We start from the raw sequence: 19,547 nt of genomic DNA, 5'->3' as shown, positions 1-19,547 counted from the left end.
CCCACCCCACCTGACGACCGGGACACCGCAAAGGTTCGCCCGCCGCCCGGCTTGTGGCGCCCGACACCCGCGCCCGACCCCGCCCGCGCACCGTCCGCCCCGGGCCCCGCACACCGCCCCCGCCCCCACCGTGAGGCGGCGGAAAACACCGGTGACCCTCACGCAACGGCCCGGCAACCTCCGCCCGGCACCATCGGTCCATGACCGAGCCGGCCCCGGAACAACCCCAGCAGCCACCCCCGCCGACCGACAACACCGCGCACCTTCCCGCCCGCGTCACCGGCCCCCTCGGCGTACAGCTCAGCCTCGTCTCCCGGAACGGAACCCGCAGACCCATGCACCGCACCCGACATCCCGACCGCCCCGCGGCGGACAACGGCGCGTCCGCCCCGGCCCTGGTCGCCGTGGCGCACGGCAGCCGCGACCCGCAGGCCCTGCGCACCGTGCTCGCCCTCCTGGACCGGGTCCGCGACCTGCGCCCCGGCCTCGACGTCCGGCTCGGCCACATCGAGCTGAACGCGCCGCTGCTCCCGGACACCCTGGACGGCCTGCGCGGGGCCGAAGCCGTCCTCGTACCGCTGCTCCTAGGGCGCGGCCACCACGTCAAGCACGACCTGCCGACCGCGACCGCCGCCGCCCCCGGCGTACGGACCCGGATCGCCGCGCCCCTCGGCCCGCACCCGCTGCTCGTCGAGGCGCTGTACGGGCGGCTCGTGGAGGCCGGCTGGGACGCTGCCGACCACGGCGGCCGCCGTGCCGCCGTCGTCCTCGCCGGCGCCGGGTCCCGCGACCCCGACTCCGCCCAGGACACCCGGCGCACCGCCCGCCTGCTCGCCGAACGGCTCGGCGTGCCCGTCGTCCCCGCGTACGCCTCCGCCAACACGCCCACCGTGCCGGCCGCCCTGCGCGCGCTCGCCGCCCGAGGACGCCACCGGGCCTTCGTCGCCTCGTACTTCACCGCCCCCGGCCGCTTCGCGAGCGCCTGCGCCGACGCCGTACCGCACCGCGCCGCCGCCCCGCTCGGCGCCCACCCGGCGATGGCCCGCCTCGTCCTGCACCGCTACGACCAGGCACGGACAGCCGTAGCACCCGCCGACGTCGTGAGCTTGCTCGCTTCCGCCTGACATCCCCGCCCGCTCACGCCCGTTGTCCGTCCCGGTCGCTACTGTCGGGACCATGGACGGCACACAGGGCGCACACGGGACAGAACCGGCACTCGGCACACAGGGCGCACAGAGGACGACGGAGACCAGCCCCTACGGGCCCGCCGACACCGAGCGCTTCGACACCGAGGAGGACAAGCGGCCCGGCCGCACCGCCTTCCAGCGCGACCGCGCCCGGGTCCTGCACTCCGCCGCCCTGCGCCGACTCGCCGGGAAGACCCAGGTCGTCACCCCCGGCACCCGCTCCCACCAGTGGGACGCCAGCCCCCGCACCCGGCTCACCCACTCCCTGGAGTGCGCCCAGGTCGGCCGCGAGCTGGGGGCCGTCCTCGGCTGTGACCCCGACCTGGTCGAGACGGCGTGCCTGGCCCACGACCTGGGCCACCCGCCGTTCGGCCACAACGGCGAACAGGCGATCGACGACTTCGCCTCCGACTGCGGCGGCTTCGAGGGCAACGCCCAGTCCCTGCGCCTGCTCACCCGCCTGGAACCCAAGCGCTTCGTCCGCGACCCGCGCACCGGCGACCTGGTCAGCGTCGGCCTCAACCTCACCCGGGCCGCGCTGGACGCCGCCACCAAGTACCCCTGGCCGCGCGGCGCGCACCCCACCGACCCGCACTCGGCGAAGTTCGGGGTGTACGCCGACGACCTCCCGGTCTTCGCCTGGGCCCGCGAGGGCGCCCCCGAGGACCGCACCTGCTTCGAGGCCCAGGTCATGGACTGGTCCGACGACGTCGCGTACAGCGTGCACGACTTCGAGGACGGGCTGCACGCCGGGCACATCGACCCCAACTGCCTCTACGCCGAACCGGAGCGCGACGAGATCTGGGCGGTCGCCATCGGCCGCTACGTCCCCGCCGACACCGATCCGCAGGAGCTGGCCGAAGCCCTGGACCGGCTGATCGACCAGGACTGGTGGCCGCACGGCTACGACGGCTCCGCCGTGGCCCAGGCCCGCCTGAAGGACGCCACCAGCCAGCTCATCGGCCGCTTCTGCACCGAGGCCGAGACCGCCACCCGCGCGGTGTACGGCCCCGGCCGCCTCGGCAGGTACGGCGCCGAGCTGGTCGTCCCGCGCACCGTCCGCAACGAGTGCGCCGTCCTCAAGGCGGTCGCCGACCGTTACGTAATGCAGCGCGCCGAACAGGAGACCCTCCGCGCCGACCAGCGCATCGTCATCGCCGAGCTGGCCGCCGCCCTCACCGCCCGCGCCCCCGAGGGCCTGGAGCCGCACTTCCGCGCCCTGTTCGACCAGGCCCCCGACGACCACGCCCGCAAGCGGGTCCTGATCGACCAGATCGCCGCCCTCACCGACGCCTCCGCACGATCCCTGCACGCCGCACTCACCGCCCGTCGCGGCTGACCGGCAGACTGGGAGGGGCCGGACACCTGACCACCGGGTGTGACCTGTCCGGGGCACACCCTCTTTCGCCATCACGCTGCGTGCGGGACGCTCGCAGCTGTGGAGGCGCCGCGCAGCACAGCACTGAGGAGGCATCACGTGGTCGACGCACACCAGACGTTCGTCATCGTCGGAGCGGGACTCGCAGGGGCGAAGGCGGCCGAGACGCTGCGCGCCGAAGGGTTCACCGGCCGGGTGATCCTCGTCGGCGACGAGCGCGACCACCCCTACGAACGCCCGCCGCTCTCCAAGGGATACCTGGAAGGCAAGGCCGACCGGGACAGCGTCTTCACCCATGAACGCCCCTGGTACGCGGGCGCCGACATCGAGCTCCACCTCGGCCAGCCCGTCACCGCGCTCGACCGGTACGCGAAGACCGTGCAGCTCGGCGACAACACCGTCATCCACTACGACAAGCTGCTGCTGGCCACCGGCTCCGAACCGCGCCGCCTCGACATCCCCGGCACCGACCTGGCGGGCGTCCATCACCTGCGCCGCCTCGCCCACGCCGACCGGCTGCGCAACGTGCTCGCCGCCCTCGGCCGCGACAACGGCCACCTGGTCATCGCCGGAGCCGGCTGGATCGGCCTGGAGGTCGCCGCCGCCGCCCGCGGCTACGGCGCCGAGGTGACCGTCGTCGAGCCCGAGCCCACCCCGCTGCACCAGGTCATCGGCCCCGAGCTGGGCCAGATCTTCACCGAACTGCACAGCTCGCACGGCGTCCGCTTCCACTTCGGCGCCCGCCTCACCGAGATCACCGGCCAGGACGGCATGGTGCTGACCGCCCGCACCGACGACGGCGAGGAGCACCCCGCCCACGACGTCCTCGCCGCGATCGGCGCCGCCCCGCGCTCCGCCCTCGCCGAGGCCGCGGGCCTGGAGACGGCCGAGCGCGCCCACGGCGGCGGCATCGCGGTGGACGCCTCGCTGCGCACCTCCGACCCCCACATCTACGCCGCCGGGGACGTCGCCGCGGCCGCCCACCCGCTGCTCGGCACCCGGCTGCGCGTCGAGCACTGGGCCAACGCCCTGAACGGCGGACCGGCCGCCGCCCGCGCCATGCTCGGCCAGGACGTGACGTACGACCGGATCCCGTACTTCTTCTCCGACCAGTACGACCTGGGCCTCGAATACTCCGGCTGGGCCCCGCCCGGTTCCTACGACGAGGTGATCATCCGGGGCGACGCCGGAAAGCGGGAGTTCATCGCGTTCTGGCTCAAGGACCGCCGGGTCCTCGCCGGGATGAACGTCAACGTGTGGGATGTCACCGAGACGATCCAGGAGCTCATCCGGGCCCGTCAGCAGCACGACCCGGAGGCCCTCGCCGACCCGTCGGTCCCGCTGGACTCCCTGCTCTGAGACGCACGGCCGGGGTGCGGGCCTCACCGCCCGCGCCCCCGCCGCCCGCCCGCCGGGGCCCCGGCTGTCCGAGGCCACCCGTAGACTTCATGCGTGGCAGGCAGGATCAATGACGACGACGTGAAGGCGGTACGGGACGCGGTCCCGATCGACGCCGTCGTGTCCGAGTACCTCCAGCTGCGCAACGCGGGCGGCGGGAATCTCAAAGGCCTCTGTCCTTTCCACGACGAGAAGTCCCCCTCCTTCCAGGTCAGCCCCTCCAAGGGCCTGTTCCACTGCTTCGGCTGCCAGGAGGGCGGCGACACGATCGCCTTCGTGATGAAGATCGACCACCTCTCCTTCTCGGAGACGGTCGAGCGCCTCGCCGCCAAGGCGGGCATCACCCTGCGGTACGAGGAGGGCGGCTACAACCCCTCCCACCAGCGCGGCGAACGCATCCGGCTGATCGAGGCCCACCAGGCCGCCGCCGAGTTCTACGTCCGCGCGCTGGAGAGCCCCGAGGCCGAGATCGGCCGGAAGTTCCTCGCCGAGCGTGGCTTCGACCAGGAGGCCGCCGCCCACTTCCGGGTCGGCTACAGCCCGGCAGGCTGGGACCACCTCACCCGCTATCTCCGCGGCAAGGGCTTCAGCGACAAGGAGCTGATCACCTCCGGCCTCTCCCAGGACGGCCGGCGCGGCCCCATCGACCGCTTCCGCGGCCGGCTCATGTGGCCGATCAGCGACACCGCGGGCGACATCGTCGGCTTCGGCGCCCGCAAGCTCCGCGACGACGACAACGGCCCGAAGTACCTGAACACCCCCGAGACCCCGGTCTACAAGAAGTCCCAGGTGCTGTACGGCATCGACCTGGCCAAGAAGGACATCGCCAAGGCCAGCCGCGCCGTCGTCGTCGAGGGCTACACCGACGTCATGGCCTGCCACCTCGCCGGGGTCACCACCGCCATCGCCACCTGCGGCACCGCCTTCGGCAACGACCACATCAAGATCCTGCGCCGCCTCCTCATGGACAACGGCAGCGCCCGCGTGATCTTCACCTTCGACGGCGACTCGGCAGGCCAGAAGGCCGCCCTGCGCGCCTTCGAGGACGACCAGAAGTTCGCCGCCGAGACCTACATCGCCATCGCCCCGGACGGCATGGACCCCTGCGACCTGCGGCTCGTCAAGGGCGATGACGCCGTGCGCGACCTGGTCGAGCCGCGCACCCCGCTCTTCGAGTTCGCCCTGCGCCAGATCGTCGGCCGCTACGACCTGGAGACCCCGGCCGGCCGCGCCGCCGCCCTGGACGAGGCCGCCGCCGTCGTCGCCAAGATCAAGACGAGCAGCGTGCAGCGGGAGGTCGCCGTCCAGCTCGCCGGTCTCGTCGGCATCCTCGACCAGGAGTTCGTCGTCCACCGCGTCGCCCAGCTCGCCCGCTGGGCCCGCGACAAGGGCGGCGACCAGGGCGACCGCGGCGGCCGTGGCGGCCCCCAGGGCCGCGGCCCGCGCGGCGGCGCCCCGCAGCACACCGCACCCGCTCCCGCCTTCTCCGGCCCCGCGCTGAATCTCCGCAGCCCCGCCCACCGCACCGAGCGCGAACTGCTCAAGCTCGCCCTCCAGAAGCCCGCCCTGGTCTCCCCGGCCTTCGACGCGTACGGCGTGGACGAGTTCACCGCCCCGCCCTACGCCGCCGTGCGCCGCTGCATCGAGGAGGCGGGCGGCGCCGAGCAGGGCATCGCCGACGACCGGGCATATCTGGGCGCGGTCCTGGACGCCGCCCCCGACAACACCGTCCGCAACCTCGTCACCGAACTGGCCGTCGAGGTCTTCCACGGCCGCACCATCGACGAGACCTACGCCGGCATGCACCTCGTCCACGTCCGGCTGCGCGCGGTCGACCGCCGCATCGCCGACGTACAGAGCAGCCTCGCCCGCCTCGGCAACCACGTCGCCCCCCAGGACCTGGCCGCCGCGCAGAACGAGGTCTGGGTGCTCCAGCAGTACGCCCAGACTCTCCGCGCCCACGGCGCCGCCGCGCTCTGAGGCCCCCGCTCCCCGCCGGGCCGGTAACCGCCCGGTGACGGACCGGAATCAGAAAGTCCCCGCACACCCCTCGTGACAGCCGTATGTCGTACCCCACACTGGGGAATGTCTGAGTCATCGGAGCACGCCGGTCCGCAGGGGAACACCCGGGCCCGGACAGGCCTCCGCCCCGTCATCCGGCAGCGATCACCTGGAGGTCGCCCCCGTGCAGACCCGGACCGTGACGACCACGACCGCGCCCATGGCGGCCATCCCCGCGCAGAACAGGGCCCTGCGCCATCCGGAGACCGCAGCCGGCCCGCCCGGACACGCACCCGAGGCAGTCATGGTGGAAGCGACGCACCTCCCCGAACCGCCGGACCCCAGGAACCGGGCGGACTCCGGCGGCCCCACCTCCGACCTGTTCCGGCAGTATCTGCGCGAGATCGGCCGCATCCCGCTGCTCACCGCCGCCGAGGAGGTCGAGCTCGCCCGCCGCGTGGAGGCCGGACTCTTCGCGGAGGAACGCCTCGCCGGCACCCCGGACCTCGACTCCCGCCTCGCCGTGGACCTGGACCGGCTGGTGGTGATGGGCCGCACCGCCAAACGCCGCCTCATCGAGGCCAACCTCCGCCTCGTCGTCTCCGTCGCCAAGCGGTACGTGGGCCGCGGGCTGACCATGCTCGACCTCGTCCAGGAGGGGAACCTCGGCCTGATCCGGGCCGTGGAGAAGTTCGACTACGCCCGGGGCTACAAGTTCTCCACGTACGCCACCTGGTGGATCCGCCAGGCCATGTCCCGCGCCCTCGCCGACCAGGCCCGCACCATCCGCGTCCCCGTCCACGTCGTGGAGCTGATCAACCGCGTGGTCCGCGTCCAGCGCCGCCTCCTCCAGGAGCGCGGCGTCGAGCCGACCGCCGAGGACATCGCCGTCGAACTGGACCTGACGCCCGAGCGGGTCACCGAGGTCCTCCGCCTGGCCCAGGAACCGGTCTCCCTGCACGCCCCCGTCGGCGAGGAGGACGACGTCTCCTTCGGCGACCTCATCGAGGACGGCGACGCCGCCTCACCCGTCGAGTCCGCCGCCTTCCTGCTGCTGCGCCAGCACCTGGAGGCGGTGCTCTCCACCCTCGGCGAGCGCGAACGCAAGGTCGTGCAACTGCGCTACGGCCTGGACGACGGGCGGCCCCGCACCCTGGAGGAGATAGGACGCATCTTCGGCGTGACACGCGAACGTATCCGCCAGATCGAGTCCAAGACCCTCAGCAGGCTGCGGGACCACGCCTTCGCCGACCAACTCCGCGGCTACCTCGACTGATCCACGCGAGCGGAATCAGTCCACCTCGGCCAGCGCCTGGGCGAACTGGGCGGCGTACAGCCGGGCATAGGCCCCACCGGCCGCCAACAGCTCCTCGTGCGCGCCCTGTTCGACGATCGACCCGTTCTCCATCACCAGGATCACGTCCGCGTCCCGGATCGTGGAGAGCCGGTGCGCGATCACGAACGACGTACGCCCGTGGGCGAGGCGCGCCATCGCCTTCTGGATCAGCACCTCGGTCCGGGTGTCCACCGAGCTGGTCGCCTCGTCGAGGACCAGGATCACCGGGTCGGACAGGAACGCCCGCGCGATGGTGATCAGCTGCTTCTCGCCCGCGCTGACCCCGGTCCCCTCGTCGTCGATCACCGAGTCGTACCCGTCGGGCAACGTCCGGATGAACCGGTCCGCGTGCGCCGCCCGGGCCGCCTCCTCGATCTCCTCCCGGGCGACCTCGCGCGAAGCGCCGTACGCGATGTTCTCCGCGATCGTCCCGCCGAACAGCCAGGTGTCCTGAAGCACCATCCCGATCGAGGACCGCAGATCGTCCCGGGACATCTCCGCCACGTCGACCCCGTCGAGCGCGATCCGCCCGCCGGTCACCTCGTAGAACCGCATCAGCAGGTTGACCAGCGTCGTCTTGCCGGCACCGGTCGGACCGACGATCGCCACGGTCTGCCCCGGCTCCACGCTCAGCGACAGATCCTCGATCAGCGGCTTCTCCGGCTCGTAGCGGAAGGCCACCTTCTCCAGCGAGACCCGGCCCTCCAACCGCTCCGGGCGCGCTCCGTGCTCCGGATCCGCGTCCTGCTCCTCGGCGTCCAGCAGCTCGAAGACCCGCTCCGCCGAAGCGATGCCGGACTGCACCAGGTTGGCCATCGAGGCGACCTGCGTCAGCGGCATCGAGAACTGCCGCGAGTACTGGATGAACGCCTGCACGTCACCGATCGACAGCGCGCCCGAGGCGACCCGGAGCCCGCCGACCACCGCGACCAGCACATAGTTGATGTTCGAGATGAAGAACATCAGCGGCTGCATGAGCCCGCTGGCGAACTGGGCCTTGAACCCCGCCTCGTACAGCGCGTCGTTCTGCTCGGCGAAGTCCCGCGCGGACTCCTCCTGCCGGCCGAAGACCTTCACCAGGGTGTGCCCGGTGTACATCTCCTCGATGTGGGCGTTGAGCCTCCCCGTCACCTGCCACTGCCGCACGAACTGCGGCTGCGACCGCTTGCCGACCTGCGTCGCCACGACCACCGACAACGGGACCGTCACCAGCGCGACCAGCGCCAGCAGCGGCGAGATCCAGAACATCATGACCAGCACGCCGACGATCGTCAGCAGCGAGTTGATGAGCTGGCCCATCGTCTGCTGGAGGGTCTGCGAGATGTTGTCGATGTCGTTCGTCGCCCGGCTCAGCACCTCACCGCGCTTGGCCCGGTCGAAGTACGACAGCGGCAGCCGCGCCAGCTTCGTCTGGAGGTCCTCGCGCAGCTGGAACACGATCCGGTTGATGATCCGGATCGACACCCGCGTCGCCACCAGCATCAGCAGCCCGGCTCCGACGTAGATCACCAGAGCCACCAGCAGGACGTTCCCCACCGCGCCGAAGTCGATGCCCTCACCGGGGGTGAAGTCCACGCCCGACAGCATGTCGGCCATCGACCCCCGGCCCTCCTCCCGCAGCGCCTCGATCGCCTGGGCCTTCGTCGTGCCCGCGGCCATCTCCCGCCCGACGACACCGGCGAAGACCAGGTCGGTCGCCTTCCCCAGGATCTTCGGCCCGGCCACCGACAGCGCGACGCTCACCGCCACCGCGCCCAGCATCAGCCACAGCGAGGCCTTCTCCCGGCCGAACCGCTTCAGCAGCCGCTTGCTCGACCCCTTGAAATCCATCGACCGGTCGGTGGGCGCGCCCCCGGCCATCATCCGTCCACCCGGACCGGCCATTACGCGGCCTCCGCTTCCGTCAGCTGGGAGAGCACGATCTCCCGGTACGTTTCATTGCCGTCCATCAGCTCGTGATGGGTTCCGGTGCCCACGAGCCGGCCCTCGTCCAGCACCAGGATCCGGTCCGCGTCACGGATGGTGGCCACCCGCTGCGCCACGATCACCACGGTCGCCCCGGCCGTCTCCCGGCCCAGGGCCGCCCGCAGCGCGGCGTCGGTCGCGTAGTCCAGCGCCGAGAACGAGTCGTCGAAGAGATAGATCTCCGGGCGCTGCACCAGCGTCCGCGCGATGGCGAGCCGCTGCCGCTGCCCGCCGGACACATTGGTGCCGCCCTGGGCGATCGGCGCGTCGAGCCCGTGCTCCAGCGCGGCCACGAACTCCTTGGCCTGCGCCACCTCCAACGCGTGCCACAGCTCTTCGTCGGTGGCGTCCGGATTCCCGTACCGCAGGTTCGTCGCCACCGTCCCCGAGAAGAGGTACGGCTTCTGCGGCACCAGGGACACCGTTCTCGCCAGCAGCGCCGGATCCAGCGTCCGTACGTCCTCGCCGTCGACCAGCACCTCGCCGTCCGTCACATCGAACAGCCGGGGTACGAGCCCGAGCAGCGTGGACTTCCCGCTGCCGGTCGACCCGATGACCGCGGTGGTCTCGCCGGGCCGGGCCACCAGATCGACGTTCCGCAGCACCGGCTCCTCCGCCCCCGGATACCGGAACTCCGCGCCCCGCACCTCCAGATGCCCGTGCCGCCGCAGCTCGGTGACGGGCGCGACGGGCGGCACGACACTCGATTCGGTCCCGAGGACCTCCTCGATGCGCTCGGCACACACCTCGGCGCGCGGCACCATCATGAACATGAAGGTGGCCATCATCACGGCCATCACGATCTGCATCAGATAGGCGAGGAACGCGGTCAGCGCACCGATCTGCATCCCGCCGCTGTCGATGCGGTGCGCGCCGAACCACACCACCGCGATCGACGACAGGTTCACCACCGTCATCACGGTCGGGAACATCAGCGCCATCAGCCGCCCGGTCGCCACCGACACATCGGTCAGCTCGGTGTTCGCGCCCCGGAAGCGCTTCTCCTCGTACCCGTCCCGGACGAACGCCCGGATCACCCGGTTGCCGGTGATCTGCTCGCGCAGCACCCGGTTCACGCCGTCCAGCCGCTCCTGCATGGTGCGGAACAGCGGTCCCATCCTCCGCACGATGAGGCCGACGGAGACCCCGAGCACCGGCACGACCGCCAGCAGCACGGCGGAGAGCGGCACATCCAGGCCGAGCGCCATGATGATCCCGCCGACGCACATGATCGGGGCCGACACCATCAGTGTGAACGCCAGCAGCACCAGCATCTGGACCTGCTGGACGTCGTTGGTGGTCCGGGTGATCAGCGAGGGCGCCCCGAAGCGCCCCAGCTCCCGGGCCGAGAAGGACTGCACCCGGTCGAAGACGGCGGCCCGCACATCCCGCCCGAGGGCGGAGGCGGTACGCGCCCCGTAGAAGACGGCCCCCACATTGCAGAGCACCTGGAGGACACTGACGGCGATCATGAGACCGCCGAACTCCAGGATGTAGCCGGTGTCGCCCGTGACGACACCGTTGTCAATGATGTCGGCGTTCAGACTGGGCAGATACAGGGTGGCGCAGGTCTGGAGCAGCTGGAGGAGGACCAGCAGCACGATGGGTTTCTTGTACGGGCCCAGATGGGCCCGCAGGAGTTTTATGAGCACGCGCGTCTCTCGGAATCGGCGGCAGGCAGAAGCCGACCCAGTTTCGCGTACGCCGTACGTCACGGGCGAACCGTTTTCCTCAAGCCCGGGTCAAACCTGGAGCGCGAGGGAGGCCCACGAGCCCGGGCTCACGGCCGGGCGCACCCCGGTGTCCAGGACTGTGCCGGGTGCGGGCCGCCGAGCGAGAACCGGGTGGCTGCGGTACCCGCCCGGCAAGAACCGGGCGGGTGCGGCGCCGCCGAGCGAGGAACGGCCCCTACACGGGGTGCTGGCCACCGAAGGCCCCGGGATGGATCTGATCCCGGGTCGCCGCGTACTGCTGCCGCACCGCACCGCCCACCGCCAGCTCGTCGCCGGGCTCCAGCACCTGGGCGGCGGCGCCCTGCCAGGGCGGGGGGGTACGCGGGTCGAGGGAGCCCTGCGAGACCCCGAGGGCCCAGGCCGCCTGCCGGGCCGCGCCGATCGCCGCGTACTGGGCGGGCTGCGGCACCACGACCTGGGTACCGAACACCGCCGGGGCCAGCGCCTGGACGGCCGGGAGCTCGGCGGCGGCCCCCAGCAGGAACACCCGCCGCACCTCCACACCCCGCCCGCGCAGGACGTCCAGGGCGTCGGCGAGCGAGCACAGCATGCCCTCGAACGAGGCGCGCGCCAGGTGCTCCGGCTTCATCGACTCACGCCGCAGCCCGCAGAGGGTGCCCGCGGTGTGGGGAAGCTGAGGAGTGCGCTCGCCCTCCAGATAGGGGAGCAGAACGAGCCCCGAGGCGCCGGGCGTCGACTTCAGGGCGAGCGCGGACAGCTCCTCCAACCCGTCCACGCCCAGCATCTCGGCGGTCCCGCGCAGCGCCCGCACGGCATTGGAGAGGTGCACCACTGGCAGATGCATGCCGGTGGCGTCGGCGAACGAGGTGATCACCCCGCTCGAATCGGCGAGCGCCTCGTGGTGGACGGCCATGACGGACCCGGAGGCCCCCAGCGACACCACCGCGTCACCCACGGCGACCCCGAGCCCGAAGGCGGCGGCCATGGTCTCGCCCGTCCCCGCGGAGATCAGCAGCCCTTCCGGGGTCATCCCCGCGGAGTCCGCGGGCCCGAGCACCTCGGGCAGCGCGGCGGAGTGCCCGAGGGCCAGCTCGACCAGATCGGGCCGGTAGGAGGCGGACCCGGCCGACCAGTACCCGGTGCCCGAGGCCGCGCCCCGGTCCGTGGTCCGCCGGGCGGGCCGGCCCAGCAACTGCCACACGAGCCAGTCGTGCGGCTGGAGCACGGTGGCCACCCGCTGGGCGTTCTCCGGCTCGGTCCGCGCCAGCCAGCGCAGCTTCGCCACCGCCTGCGCGGCGCTCGGCACGGCCCCGACGGCTTCGGCCCAGGCCTGCCGCCCGCCCAGCCCGTCGACGAGATCGGCCGCGGCGACCTGCGCCCGCCGGTCGTTGCCGAGCAGGGCCGGGCGTACGAGATTGCCCTGCTGGTCCAGGGGGACGAGCCCGTGCTGCTGCGCGGAGACCCCGATGGCCTGCACACCTTCGAGCAGCCCACCGGAGGCTGCCTCGCCGAGCGAGAGCAGCCAGGCCTGCGGATCGACCTCGGCGGCCTTGGCCTCGACCGGATGGGCGGCGTACCCCTCCCGGAGCACGGCGCCCGAGTCCGTATCGCAGACGACGATGTGAGTGAAGGCGGAAGAACTGTCCAGCCCCGCGACTATGCCCATACGGAGATTCTGCCGCACCACGGGACTTTCCCGTAACTCACCGACGCCCCACGGGCCCCCTAGGTGTTGGTCGTCCCCCAGTCGTCCTCGAACCCGTTCTGGCTGCTGCGGTCCCGCAGCGACCGGACCCGCTCGGCGACCGACGCGGGCACCTTGTCCCCGACCTTGTCGCTGACCGAGTGGTACGCCTTGCCCGCGATGTCCCGCCCGCTGTGGGCGGCACTCTCGGCGGCGTTGCGCACGGCGGGGTTCTCCGTGAACTGCCGGGCCGATTTCTTCAACTGCTCGTAACGCTCGCGCCCGGCTCGCGTGCCGAGCACGTAACCGAGGGCCACTCCGGCGATGAACGTGAGCCGGTACCGCATGGCTGCCACCCTTCCTACGCTTGGTGCGACGTGTGCAGCCCGCCTACCCGCGAGCACCCGAGATCACCCCGGGCGATACCGATTGGCGGAGCACCCCCCTGCTTGCGCTAATGTATGTGTCGCAGCGAACGCGCGCCGCCCGGCAGCCGCCAGGCAGGTACGATTTCGAGGCAACGCAGCAATCCCCTGTAGCTCAATTGGCAGAGCAGCCGGCTGTTAACCGGCAGGTTACTGGTTCGAGTCCAGTCGGGGGAGCGCGATCCCCTGTAGCTCAATTGGCAGAGCATTCGGCTGTTAACCGGAGGGTTACTGGTTCGAGTCCAGTCGGGGGAGCGGAACGGGAGAGGACCCTTCGGGGTCCTCTTTCGCGTGCGCACCCCCACCCCCTCCGGGACGGTGGACGGGGCCTCGGCGTGACTCTTTCGGGTCTCCTCGATCTTCCCCGCAACCGGGCAGCACGCAGCGACGTCCTCAAGATCAGGTGAAGTCGGTCAACCGGAGCGAGAGATCGTATGACCGGCTATGCTGCGGCAGACGGTGCGCACACGTGTACGCGCCACGCCGAAACGGGGCGGTAGCTCAGCCGGTTAGAGCAGCGGACTCATAATCCGTCGGCCGTGGGTTCGAGTCCCACCCGCCCCACCGAGCTTCCCCAGGCAGAATCGTTCTGACCTGGGGAAACGCGTTTTCTGGGGAACGGCGGGCTCCGCAACGGTGCAGCGAACGTGCAGCGTTCTGATTGCCTGTGAGCTTTCGTAGGGCTGTGACCTGGTGTTTTGGTCATTTCTTCGTGGGGCGCGTGGTGGATGCTCCCACGGCCGTCGATGCATGAAGATGCGGGAGCGCCCTTCGCTCCGGCCGGCGCGGAAGTGCGCGCACGCGACTGGTGGTTACAGGCCCGTGCGGGTGCGGCTCGTGGCATACTTCGAGTATGGCGACTCGGAAGATCACGATCACGGTGCCGGATGAGCTGGTCGAATCGATCAAGGGGCGGGTCGATGCCCGGGGGGTGTCCGCCTACATCGCGGCAGCCGCGGCCCATCAGGACGCGATGGACCGGCTCCGGGAGCTGGGGGACCGCCTGGAGGACGAGTACGGCTCGGTCACGGCCGAGGAGGAGCGGGCAGCGCTGGAGCGCATCGCGGCCATCGATGACTGGCATGACGAGAAGCGCTCGCCCGGCGCCGCGGCGTGAACCGTTCGAAGCTCGCCGGTGGCTCATCAGCACGTCGGCGCGCCTTCGTCCTCGACTCCCAGGCGCTGTCCAAGGCGGTCCAGGGTGACCGTCAGATGGCTGCCTTGATCAAGGCAGCGCCGCGCCTGGACATCGCTGTCGTCACGAGCGCGCTCACCACGCTGGAGGCGTGGAACCCTCAACAGGGTGGGCGCCAAGGGCTGTGGGACTGGGCGTTGTCCCGGATCGATGTGGAGCACACCGACGACAAGGTGATCTCCCTGGCCCGCAGCATGATGAAGACTGCTGGGCTGCACGGGCACAAGTACGCCATTGATGCCGTCTTGGCTGCCGTAGCCGTCAAGACGGCGGAACGCGGCTTCGAGGTCACTGTCTTCACCTCGGATGTCGACGACATGGACAAGTTCCTGGCGGACCATCCCATTCGGGTGGAAAGAGTCTGAACGCAGGAGTCGGCCCCCTCCGCCCTCGGGTGCAGCGGGCTGGCCAACTGCGCGTACGGGTTGTTTATGGTTCTCGGCTCGGTACGGACCTGTGCTGACCTGGCCGTCTGTGGCCCGGGCCGAGCTCTGGCCACGTATGAACTCGCGGTACTCGCCCCAATCTCCCTGTCGCCCCGCGGCGGAGCAGCTCCGGCGTCGCCGGATCGCCTCCGGTCAGTCTTCTGCGCCCGGTATGAGGGACGGCGAGCTGAGACGTCGTAGGCCATCTCGGCGGGGATGGTGTAAAGCGTGCCGACTACGCGGCCGGGCACGAGCACGTTCTCAGTCGTCAGCGGCCGAAGCGTCATCGCAAGAGGCTTCGTGGGCGGTGCGGACGGTGGTTGCTCCCACGGCTGGGTATGTCCGGTTAACGGCTGGGGCTGCGGCCTCGGGCGCCGCATCAGGGACGCTCTGCGTTCGTGGTTGCCGTACGGTCTCCGGGCCGGGGCCTCGCCTGAGCAGGGAGGGGGAGGGGGCGGGCCAGTGTGTCGGAGGTGTAGGCGGCGGCGTCGAAATGGCGCAGGCGGCGCTTGAGGCGTCGGGTGGACCACGGCCAGGCGAAGGTGTTCTGCCCGGTGGGAGCGAAGCAGTAGCTGGTGCAGCCGCCCGTGTTGTAGACGGTGGTCGCGAGCGCCTTCTGGACGGCGGTGAGGTAGGTCAGTTGCGCTTCCAGGACGGTGATCGCCGAGGTGGAGTCGCCGAGCAGGTTGGGTCCGAGCAGCAGGAAGAGGTTGGGGAAGCCGCTCACGGTGGTGCCCAGGTACGCCTGCGGTTCACCGCCCCAGGTTTCGTGGAGTGTCCGGCCGTCCGTGCCGCGGAGGGACTTGGCCGGCGGCAGCTCGCCGACGCGGAAGCCGGTGGCTTCGATGAGCACGTCGGTGGGGACGACGGTGCCGTCGGCGCCGACGACCTCGTTGCCCTGTACGGCGCTCACGGCGGTGGGATGGAGACGCACGTGCGGCTGGGACAGGGCTCGGTAGAAGGTGCTTGACGTAAGAAGGCGCTTGCAGCCCAGCCGGTAGTCCGGTGTCAGGTGCCGACGCAGCTGCACGCCGGGGACGGCGAGGCGCAGGTGTGCGCGGGCGCCGGCTTCGAGGAGGTGGGCGGCCTGCGGGTGCCGGAGGGTGTAGCCGACGCTCTCCTGCAGGGCGTACTGGCCGACGCGCAGAGCGCCTCGCGCGCCGGGGACGTAGTCCATGAGCTGGTTGAATGCGGCGGGTACCGGCAGATCGGGTTTGGGCAGTACCCACTGAGGGGTGCGTTGGAAGAGGTTCACGTTCGCGGCCTGCCCTTCGATGGCCGGGACGATCTGGACGGAAGAGGCGCCGGTGCCCACCACGGTCACCCGCCGGCCGGTCAGGTCGACGCTGTGGTCCCATTGGGCGCTGTGGAAGACGGGGCCGTCGAAGTCCTCGATGCCGGGCACGTCCAGGCGGCGTGGGACGTGCCACGGGCCGGTGGCCAGGACCAGTACCGCCGCGCTGTAGGGTCCGTCGCTGGTCTCCAGCAGCCAGCGGCCGGCTGCCCCGTCCCACGAGGCCTCCAGCACCTGCACACCGCAGCGCAGCACGTCACCGATCCGGTAGCGCTCGGCCGTGGCCTGCAGATAGGCGAGGATCTCCAGCTGCCCGGCGAAGAGCCTGCTCCAGGTGGCATCCGGGGCGAAGGAGTAGCTGTACAGCGTCGAGGGCACGTCACAGGAACAGCCCGGGTAGGTGTTCTCCCTCCAGGTGCCGCCCAGTTGCGGGTTCTGTTCCAGAACGAGGACGTCGTCGAATCCTGCCTCCCGAAGCCGGACGGCGGCATCGATGTCGGAGAATCCCGCTCCGACGACGACGGCTCGCACGTGCCTGACGGTCCGTGCCCCCTGGGCCGGGATCACACGACGTTCCGGTTGTGCGGCCGGCGTCAAGGCAACAGCCCGCACGCAGCTCTCGCGGAGCCATTCGGCAGAAGGAACCGGACAACTGGTTCTGAGGCGTGAGGGCCTCGGCGGCGTGGGGCAGCGGGGCAACCGGGGCCAGGCCCCTCTTGAGTGGTGTGATCACGTACCGCCAACGATCACGACGCGGCGGTGTCACCCATCCGGTGGGGCGGAATTCTGCCCCCACGCGAACCAGGCCGGTTCGCGAGCCGAATCACGGACGGGACCTTCCCTTCGGCCGTTGCCGAAACCCGCTCAGGGTGCTGATCAATCGTGAAGCGGCCGACCGGGACGCCCTGAACTCCGTGCCGACGGCGCTTGGCGGAGTAGTCCGCGCGGCTGTCGCCGACACGGTCGCACTCGGCGAGAGTTCCGTCGAGAAGAACGAAGTCGTGCATACACCGTCCCGCGAAGCTTGGGCCAGGCATGAGGCATCTCTTACATGCGTGCGAGCAATGACGCCTTCCGATGGCCGGGGATGTCGGCCGCGTGAGCAAGAGCGTCGTCGTACACCACGGCACAGCGAAATGACGTCCGTCGTACGGGTGAAGGAGAGGTAGCAGAGGCGTTCGTGGTGCGGTTCGCAGAACATCGAGGCAGCGGCGAGCCGTCCCCCGGCGTATGTCATCGCGCCGAGGAAGGTCACACTGCTGGCGACAACCGGTGGTGTGTCGTTGATTGTGCGGGCCTGTGAAGTGAGGTTTGTGCGGTGTCGAGGAGTTGGCGTAGCTGGAGTCCGCGCGGGGCGATGGCGGTGATGAGAGCTGCGGGTCCGGCGAGTGGTGTCAGCGCGGCGTACCCGGTCTGTGGGGTGTCGCCGTGGAGCCGGGCCTCGGGGGGTGTGTTCTCGAAGGCGGGGTCGACGATGAGGATCTGCCCGGTCGCGCGGTGGTCGGCGAGGACTGCGGGGCCGTCCCAGGCGGGTGCCCCCGGGCCGTATGCGGCTTCCTGGTCGAGGAGCACGGCTCCGCCGCGCCGGACGGTGAGTCGTGTGGTCACGTGGCCGGGCGGTTCTCCGGTGCGCCCCAGTACCTGTTCCTCGCGCAGGACGAGTAGTGCGGTGGGAGCGAGGTCGATGGTCCACGTCTGGCGCAGGTGGGAGCCGGCCGCGCAGATCAACGGCTTGGGCGACCAGTGGAGTTCCGCGTGTTCTTCCACGGTTAGGTGTACGGCGTAGGTGGCGGGTTCCTGGGTCGGGCCGCGCAGGGCGAGGGTGGCGGCGGCCGAGGTGACGTGGAGGACCGCGCCTTGCTGGACGGTGGTTTCGATGTGCAGCCGGTCGCCGCCGAGGGGGGCGCTCATGGCGCCGACCACGCATACGCGGGCTTCTGTGCCGCGTGGGCGCAGGCGTCGGAGTTCGAAGGGGCCGTCGCCGTCGAGGACGGGCAGGGTGGTGCTCCCGCCTCGGACGGCTGCTGTGATGCGGGCTGTGGCCTGCACGCCCAGGACCTCTGTATGGCGGGCGGCCGGCGCGGCTTCTTCCGCGGTGGTGATCATGCGGGGCCTGAGGTCCAGTGGGTGAGGCGTTCGCGGACCCAGTCGGCGACCTGTTTGACCCCGCCTTCCTCCTTGAGGGAGGTGAAGGCGACAGGGAGGTCACCTCGCTGTGCTTTGGCGTCGCGGGCCATCGCGTCGAGGTCGGAACCGACGTAGGGGGCGAGGTCGGTCTTGTTGATGACGAGGAGGTCGGCGGTGGTGACGCCGGGTCCGCCCTTGCGCGGGATGTCGTCGCCGCCGGCCACGTCGATGACGAAGATCTGTGCGTCGACGAGCCCTTTGGAGAAGGTGGCGGTGAGGTTGTCTCCGCCGGACTCGACGAGGATCAGGTCGAGTGGACCGACCGCGGATTCCAGGTCCTCGACGGCTTCGAGGTTGGCGGAGATGTCGTCGCGGATCGCGGTGTGCGGGCAGGCGCCGGTTTCGACGGCCTGGATGCGTTCGGGGGGCAGGACGGCTTCGCGCAGCAGGAAGTCGGCGTCCTCACGGGTGTAGATGTCGTTGGTGACCACAGCGATGGACAGCTCGGTCCGCAGGGCCCGGCACAGGGCGGCGACGGTCGCGGTCTTGCCCGAGCCGACCGGCCCGCCCAGGCCGATCCGCAGGGCGCGCCTCGTGCCGTCGGGGTGGTCTGTTGCGGCCGCACTGTAGGTGTGGCGGTGGGGGAACTTCTCGTCGAGTTCGTGACCGAGGTGCATGCGGATTCCTTGTGCGGTGTTTGACGTGGTGGGTGGTCAGGAGGCGAAGAGGCGGACCGGCCAGGCGGCGTGTTGCTGGGCGGTGATGTCCAGCAGGGGAGCTGATGCGGCGGGCAGTGCGCCGACCCCTTCGTCGGTGACGCGTCGTGCGGTTTCTGCGGCTGCTGCGGCGATCTGGTCGAGCTGTGGGGCCAGGCGGGCCAGGACGGCGGTGGCGTCGAACGGGTCGAGGCTCAGCAGCCGGACCGTGGCGGTGGCCGGTCCGCTGACGGTTTCGTACACCACGGCACTGGCGGCGTCCAGCGGCGCCAGACCAGCCGACCGGGCGGCCAGGCCCAGGACGATGGGCTGGTGGGCGCCCTGTGGCCGTGCAGCGGCCAGGTCGTCCAGCTCGGGCGAGGGCCAGGTGGCGCGGGCCGCCCGCATCATCTGTCGGCCGAGTTTCCGGGCGGTGGCACGCAGGGCCTGTACGGGGGTGCGGGCGTCGGCTGCCTGGTCCAGGGCCAGCGGATCGTGGCCGGCCGCAGCCGCGGCGGCCAGGGCTGCAGCGACCAGGCCCGCGGTGTGCAGCCGTCCCCGGCAGAATTCCTCCAGCGAGGCCGCGTCCTTGATGCGGCCCGCTGCGACGGCGGGTTCGGCGCCGCCGGAGTGTGCGTGTCCTCCGGCGGGGAACCTGCCGTCGGCCAGGACGAACAGCGCGGCACGGTTCATAGGGTGCGGGCCACCTTTCGTAGGGTCTTCCTCTGTCGTGCCTTCTGCGT

At 71.1% G+C, this 19,547-nt stretch carries 15 protein-coding genes, 3 tRNA genes and 1 pseudogene; 10 read left to right on the top strand and 9 right to left on the bottom strand.

Annotated elements, in window-relative coordinates:
- Positions 1–200 precede the first annotated feature (200 nt).
- From CCZ36_RS09085 to CCZ36_RS09065, 5 genes are all read left to right on the top strand, one after another.
- On the top strand, positions 201–1,124 hold the full coding sequence (locus CCZ36_RS09085; RefSeq protein ID WP_069742351.1) for a sirohydrochlorin chelatase: 924 nt from the start codon (positions 201–203) through the stop codon (positions 1,122–1,124).
- A gap of 52 nt (positions 1,125–1,176) precedes the next feature.
- The gene (locus CCZ36_RS09080) at positions 1,177–2,526 is read left to right on the top strand and encodes a deoxyguanosinetriphosphate triphosphohydrolase (protein WP_069736615.1); all 1,350 of its coding nucleotides are present in this window, start codon (positions 1,177–1,179) and stop codon (positions 2,524–2,526) included.
- Positions 2,527–2,664: 138 nt separating this feature from the next.
- Entirely contained in the window at positions 2,665–3,924 is a 1,260-nt protein-coding gene (locus CCZ36_RS09075) for an NAD(P)/FAD-dependent oxidoreductase (RefSeq protein WP_069736616.1), read from the top strand.
- Between the two features lie 93 nt (positions 3,925–4,017).
- Positions 4,018–5,943, top strand: a complete 1,926-nt coding sequence (gene dnaG, locus CCZ36_RS09070; protein WP_069736617.1) for a DNA primase — start codon at positions 4,018–4,020, stop codon at positions 5,941–5,943.
- 205 nt (positions 5,944–6,148) lie between these two features.
- Positions 6,149–7,240 (top strand): RNA polymerase sigma factor, encoded by a 1,092-nt coding sequence (locus CCZ36_RS09065; RefSeq protein ID WP_069736618.1) that lies wholly within the window; start codon positions 6,149–6,151, stop codon positions 7,238–7,240.
- Positions 7,241–7,255: 15 nt separating this feature from the next.
- On the opposite strand, the gene CCZ36_RS09060 is transcribed toward CCZ36_RS09065, so the two are convergent.
- The 4 genes from CCZ36_RS09060 to CCZ36_RS09045 all read right to left on the bottom strand — a co-directional run bounded on the left by CCZ36_RS09060 (position 7,256) and on the right by CCZ36_RS09045 (position 12,990).
- Positions 7,256–9,184: an ABC transporter ATP-binding protein gene (locus CCZ36_RS09060; RefSeq protein ID WP_069736619.1), complete on the bottom strand. Its 1,929-nt coding sequence runs from the start codon at positions 9,182–9,184 to the stop codon at positions 7,256–7,258.
- On the bottom strand, positions 9,184–10,917 hold the full coding sequence (locus tag CCZ36_RS09055) for an ABC transporter ATP-binding protein (protein WP_069736620.1): 1,734 nt from the start codon (positions 10,915–10,917) through the stop codon (positions 9,184–9,186). The genes CCZ36_RS09060 and CCZ36_RS09055 overlap by 1 nt, the downstream gene beginning before the upstream one ends.
- A 256-nt stretch (positions 10,918–11,173) precedes the next feature.
- The gene (locus CCZ36_RS09050; protein WP_128817416.1) at positions 11,174–12,625 is read right to left on the bottom strand and encodes an FGGY family carbohydrate kinase; all 1,452 of its coding nucleotides are present in this window, start codon (positions 12,623–12,625) and stop codon (positions 11,174–11,176) included.
- 59 nt (positions 12,626–12,684) lie between these two features.
- Positions 12,685–12,990 carry a hypothetical protein gene (locus CCZ36_RS09045; RefSeq protein ID WP_003969335.1) on the bottom strand — a complete coding sequence of 102 codons (306 nt, stop codon included), beginning with the start codon at positions 12,988–12,990 and terminating at the stop codon, positions 12,685–12,687.
- 182 nt (positions 12,991–13,172) lie between these two features.
- On the opposite strand from CCZ36_RS09045, the gene CCZ36_RS09040 reads away from it, so the two are divergent.
- The 5 genes from CCZ36_RS09040 (at position 13,173) to CCZ36_RS09020 (ending at position 14,628) form a co-directional block, all read left to right on the top strand.
- A tRNA-Asn gene (locus CCZ36_RS09040) sits at positions 13,173–13,245 on the top strand.
- Between the two features lie 5 nt (positions 13,246–13,250).
- Positions 13,251–13,323 (top strand) — tRNA-Asn (locus CCZ36_RS09035).
- 235 nt (positions 13,324–13,558) lie between these two features.
- A tRNA-Ile gene (locus CCZ36_RS09030) sits at positions 13,559–13,632 on the top strand.
- A 289-nt stretch (positions 13,633–13,921) separates the two neighbouring features.
- Positions 13,922–14,185, top strand: a complete 264-nt coding sequence (locus CCZ36_RS09025; protein WP_033299579.1) for a hypothetical protein — start codon at positions 13,922–13,924, stop codon at positions 14,183–14,185.
- Positions 14,182–14,628 (top strand): hypothetical protein, encoded by a 447-nt coding sequence (locus tag CCZ36_RS09020; RefSeq protein ID WP_128817415.1) that lies wholly within the window; start codon positions 14,182–14,184, stop codon positions 14,626–14,628. Before CCZ36_RS09025 ends, CCZ36_RS09020 begins: the two co-directional genes overlap by 4 nt.
- 439 nt (positions 14,629–15,067) lie before the next feature.
- Here CCZ36_RS09020 and CCZ36_RS09015 read toward each other — a convergent pair whose 3' ends face one another.
- From CCZ36_RS09015 to CCZ36_RS08995, 5 genes and pseudogenes are all read right to left on the bottom strand, one after another.
- Positions 15,068–16,513, bottom strand: a complete 1,446-nt coding sequence (locus tag CCZ36_RS09015; RefSeq protein WP_237302612.1) for a flavin-containing monooxygenase — start codon at positions 16,511–16,513, stop codon at positions 15,068–15,070.
- A 374-nt stretch (positions 16,514–16,887) separates the two neighbouring features.
- Positions 16,888–16,983, bottom strand: a pseudogene (locus CCZ36_RS09010) (IS5/IS1182 family transposase); the annotation flags it as partial.
- A gap of 250 nt (positions 16,984–17,233) precedes the next feature.
- On the bottom strand, positions 17,234–18,088 hold the full coding sequence (locus CCZ36_RS09005) for an urease accessory protein UreD (protein WP_128817413.1): 855 nt from the start codon (positions 18,086–18,088) through the stop codon (positions 17,234–17,236).
- The gene (gene ureG, locus CCZ36_RS09000; RefSeq protein ID WP_069736625.1) at positions 18,085–18,786 is read right to left on the bottom strand and encodes an urease accessory protein UreG; all 702 of its coding nucleotides are present in this window, start codon (positions 18,784–18,786) and stop codon (positions 18,085–18,087) included. Before ureG ends, CCZ36_RS09005 begins: the two co-directional genes overlap by 4 nt.
- Positions 18,787–18,822: 36 nt before the next feature.
- Positions 18,823–19,497 (bottom strand): urease accessory protein UreF, encoded by a 675-nt coding sequence (locus CCZ36_RS08995; RefSeq protein ID WP_069736626.1) that lies wholly within the window; start codon positions 19,495–19,497, stop codon positions 18,823–18,825.
- Positions 19,498–19,547 lie beyond the last annotated feature (50 nt).

The sequence above is a fragment of the Streptomyces sp. S063 genome (assembly GCF_002832675.1).
Lineage (GTDB): Bacteria > Actinomycetota > Actinomycetes > Streptomycetales > Streptomycetaceae > Streptomyces > Streptomyces sindenensis.
Note: the sequence above shows the minus strand (reverse complement) of the source record. Positions and strands in the feature narration are given on the sequence as shown.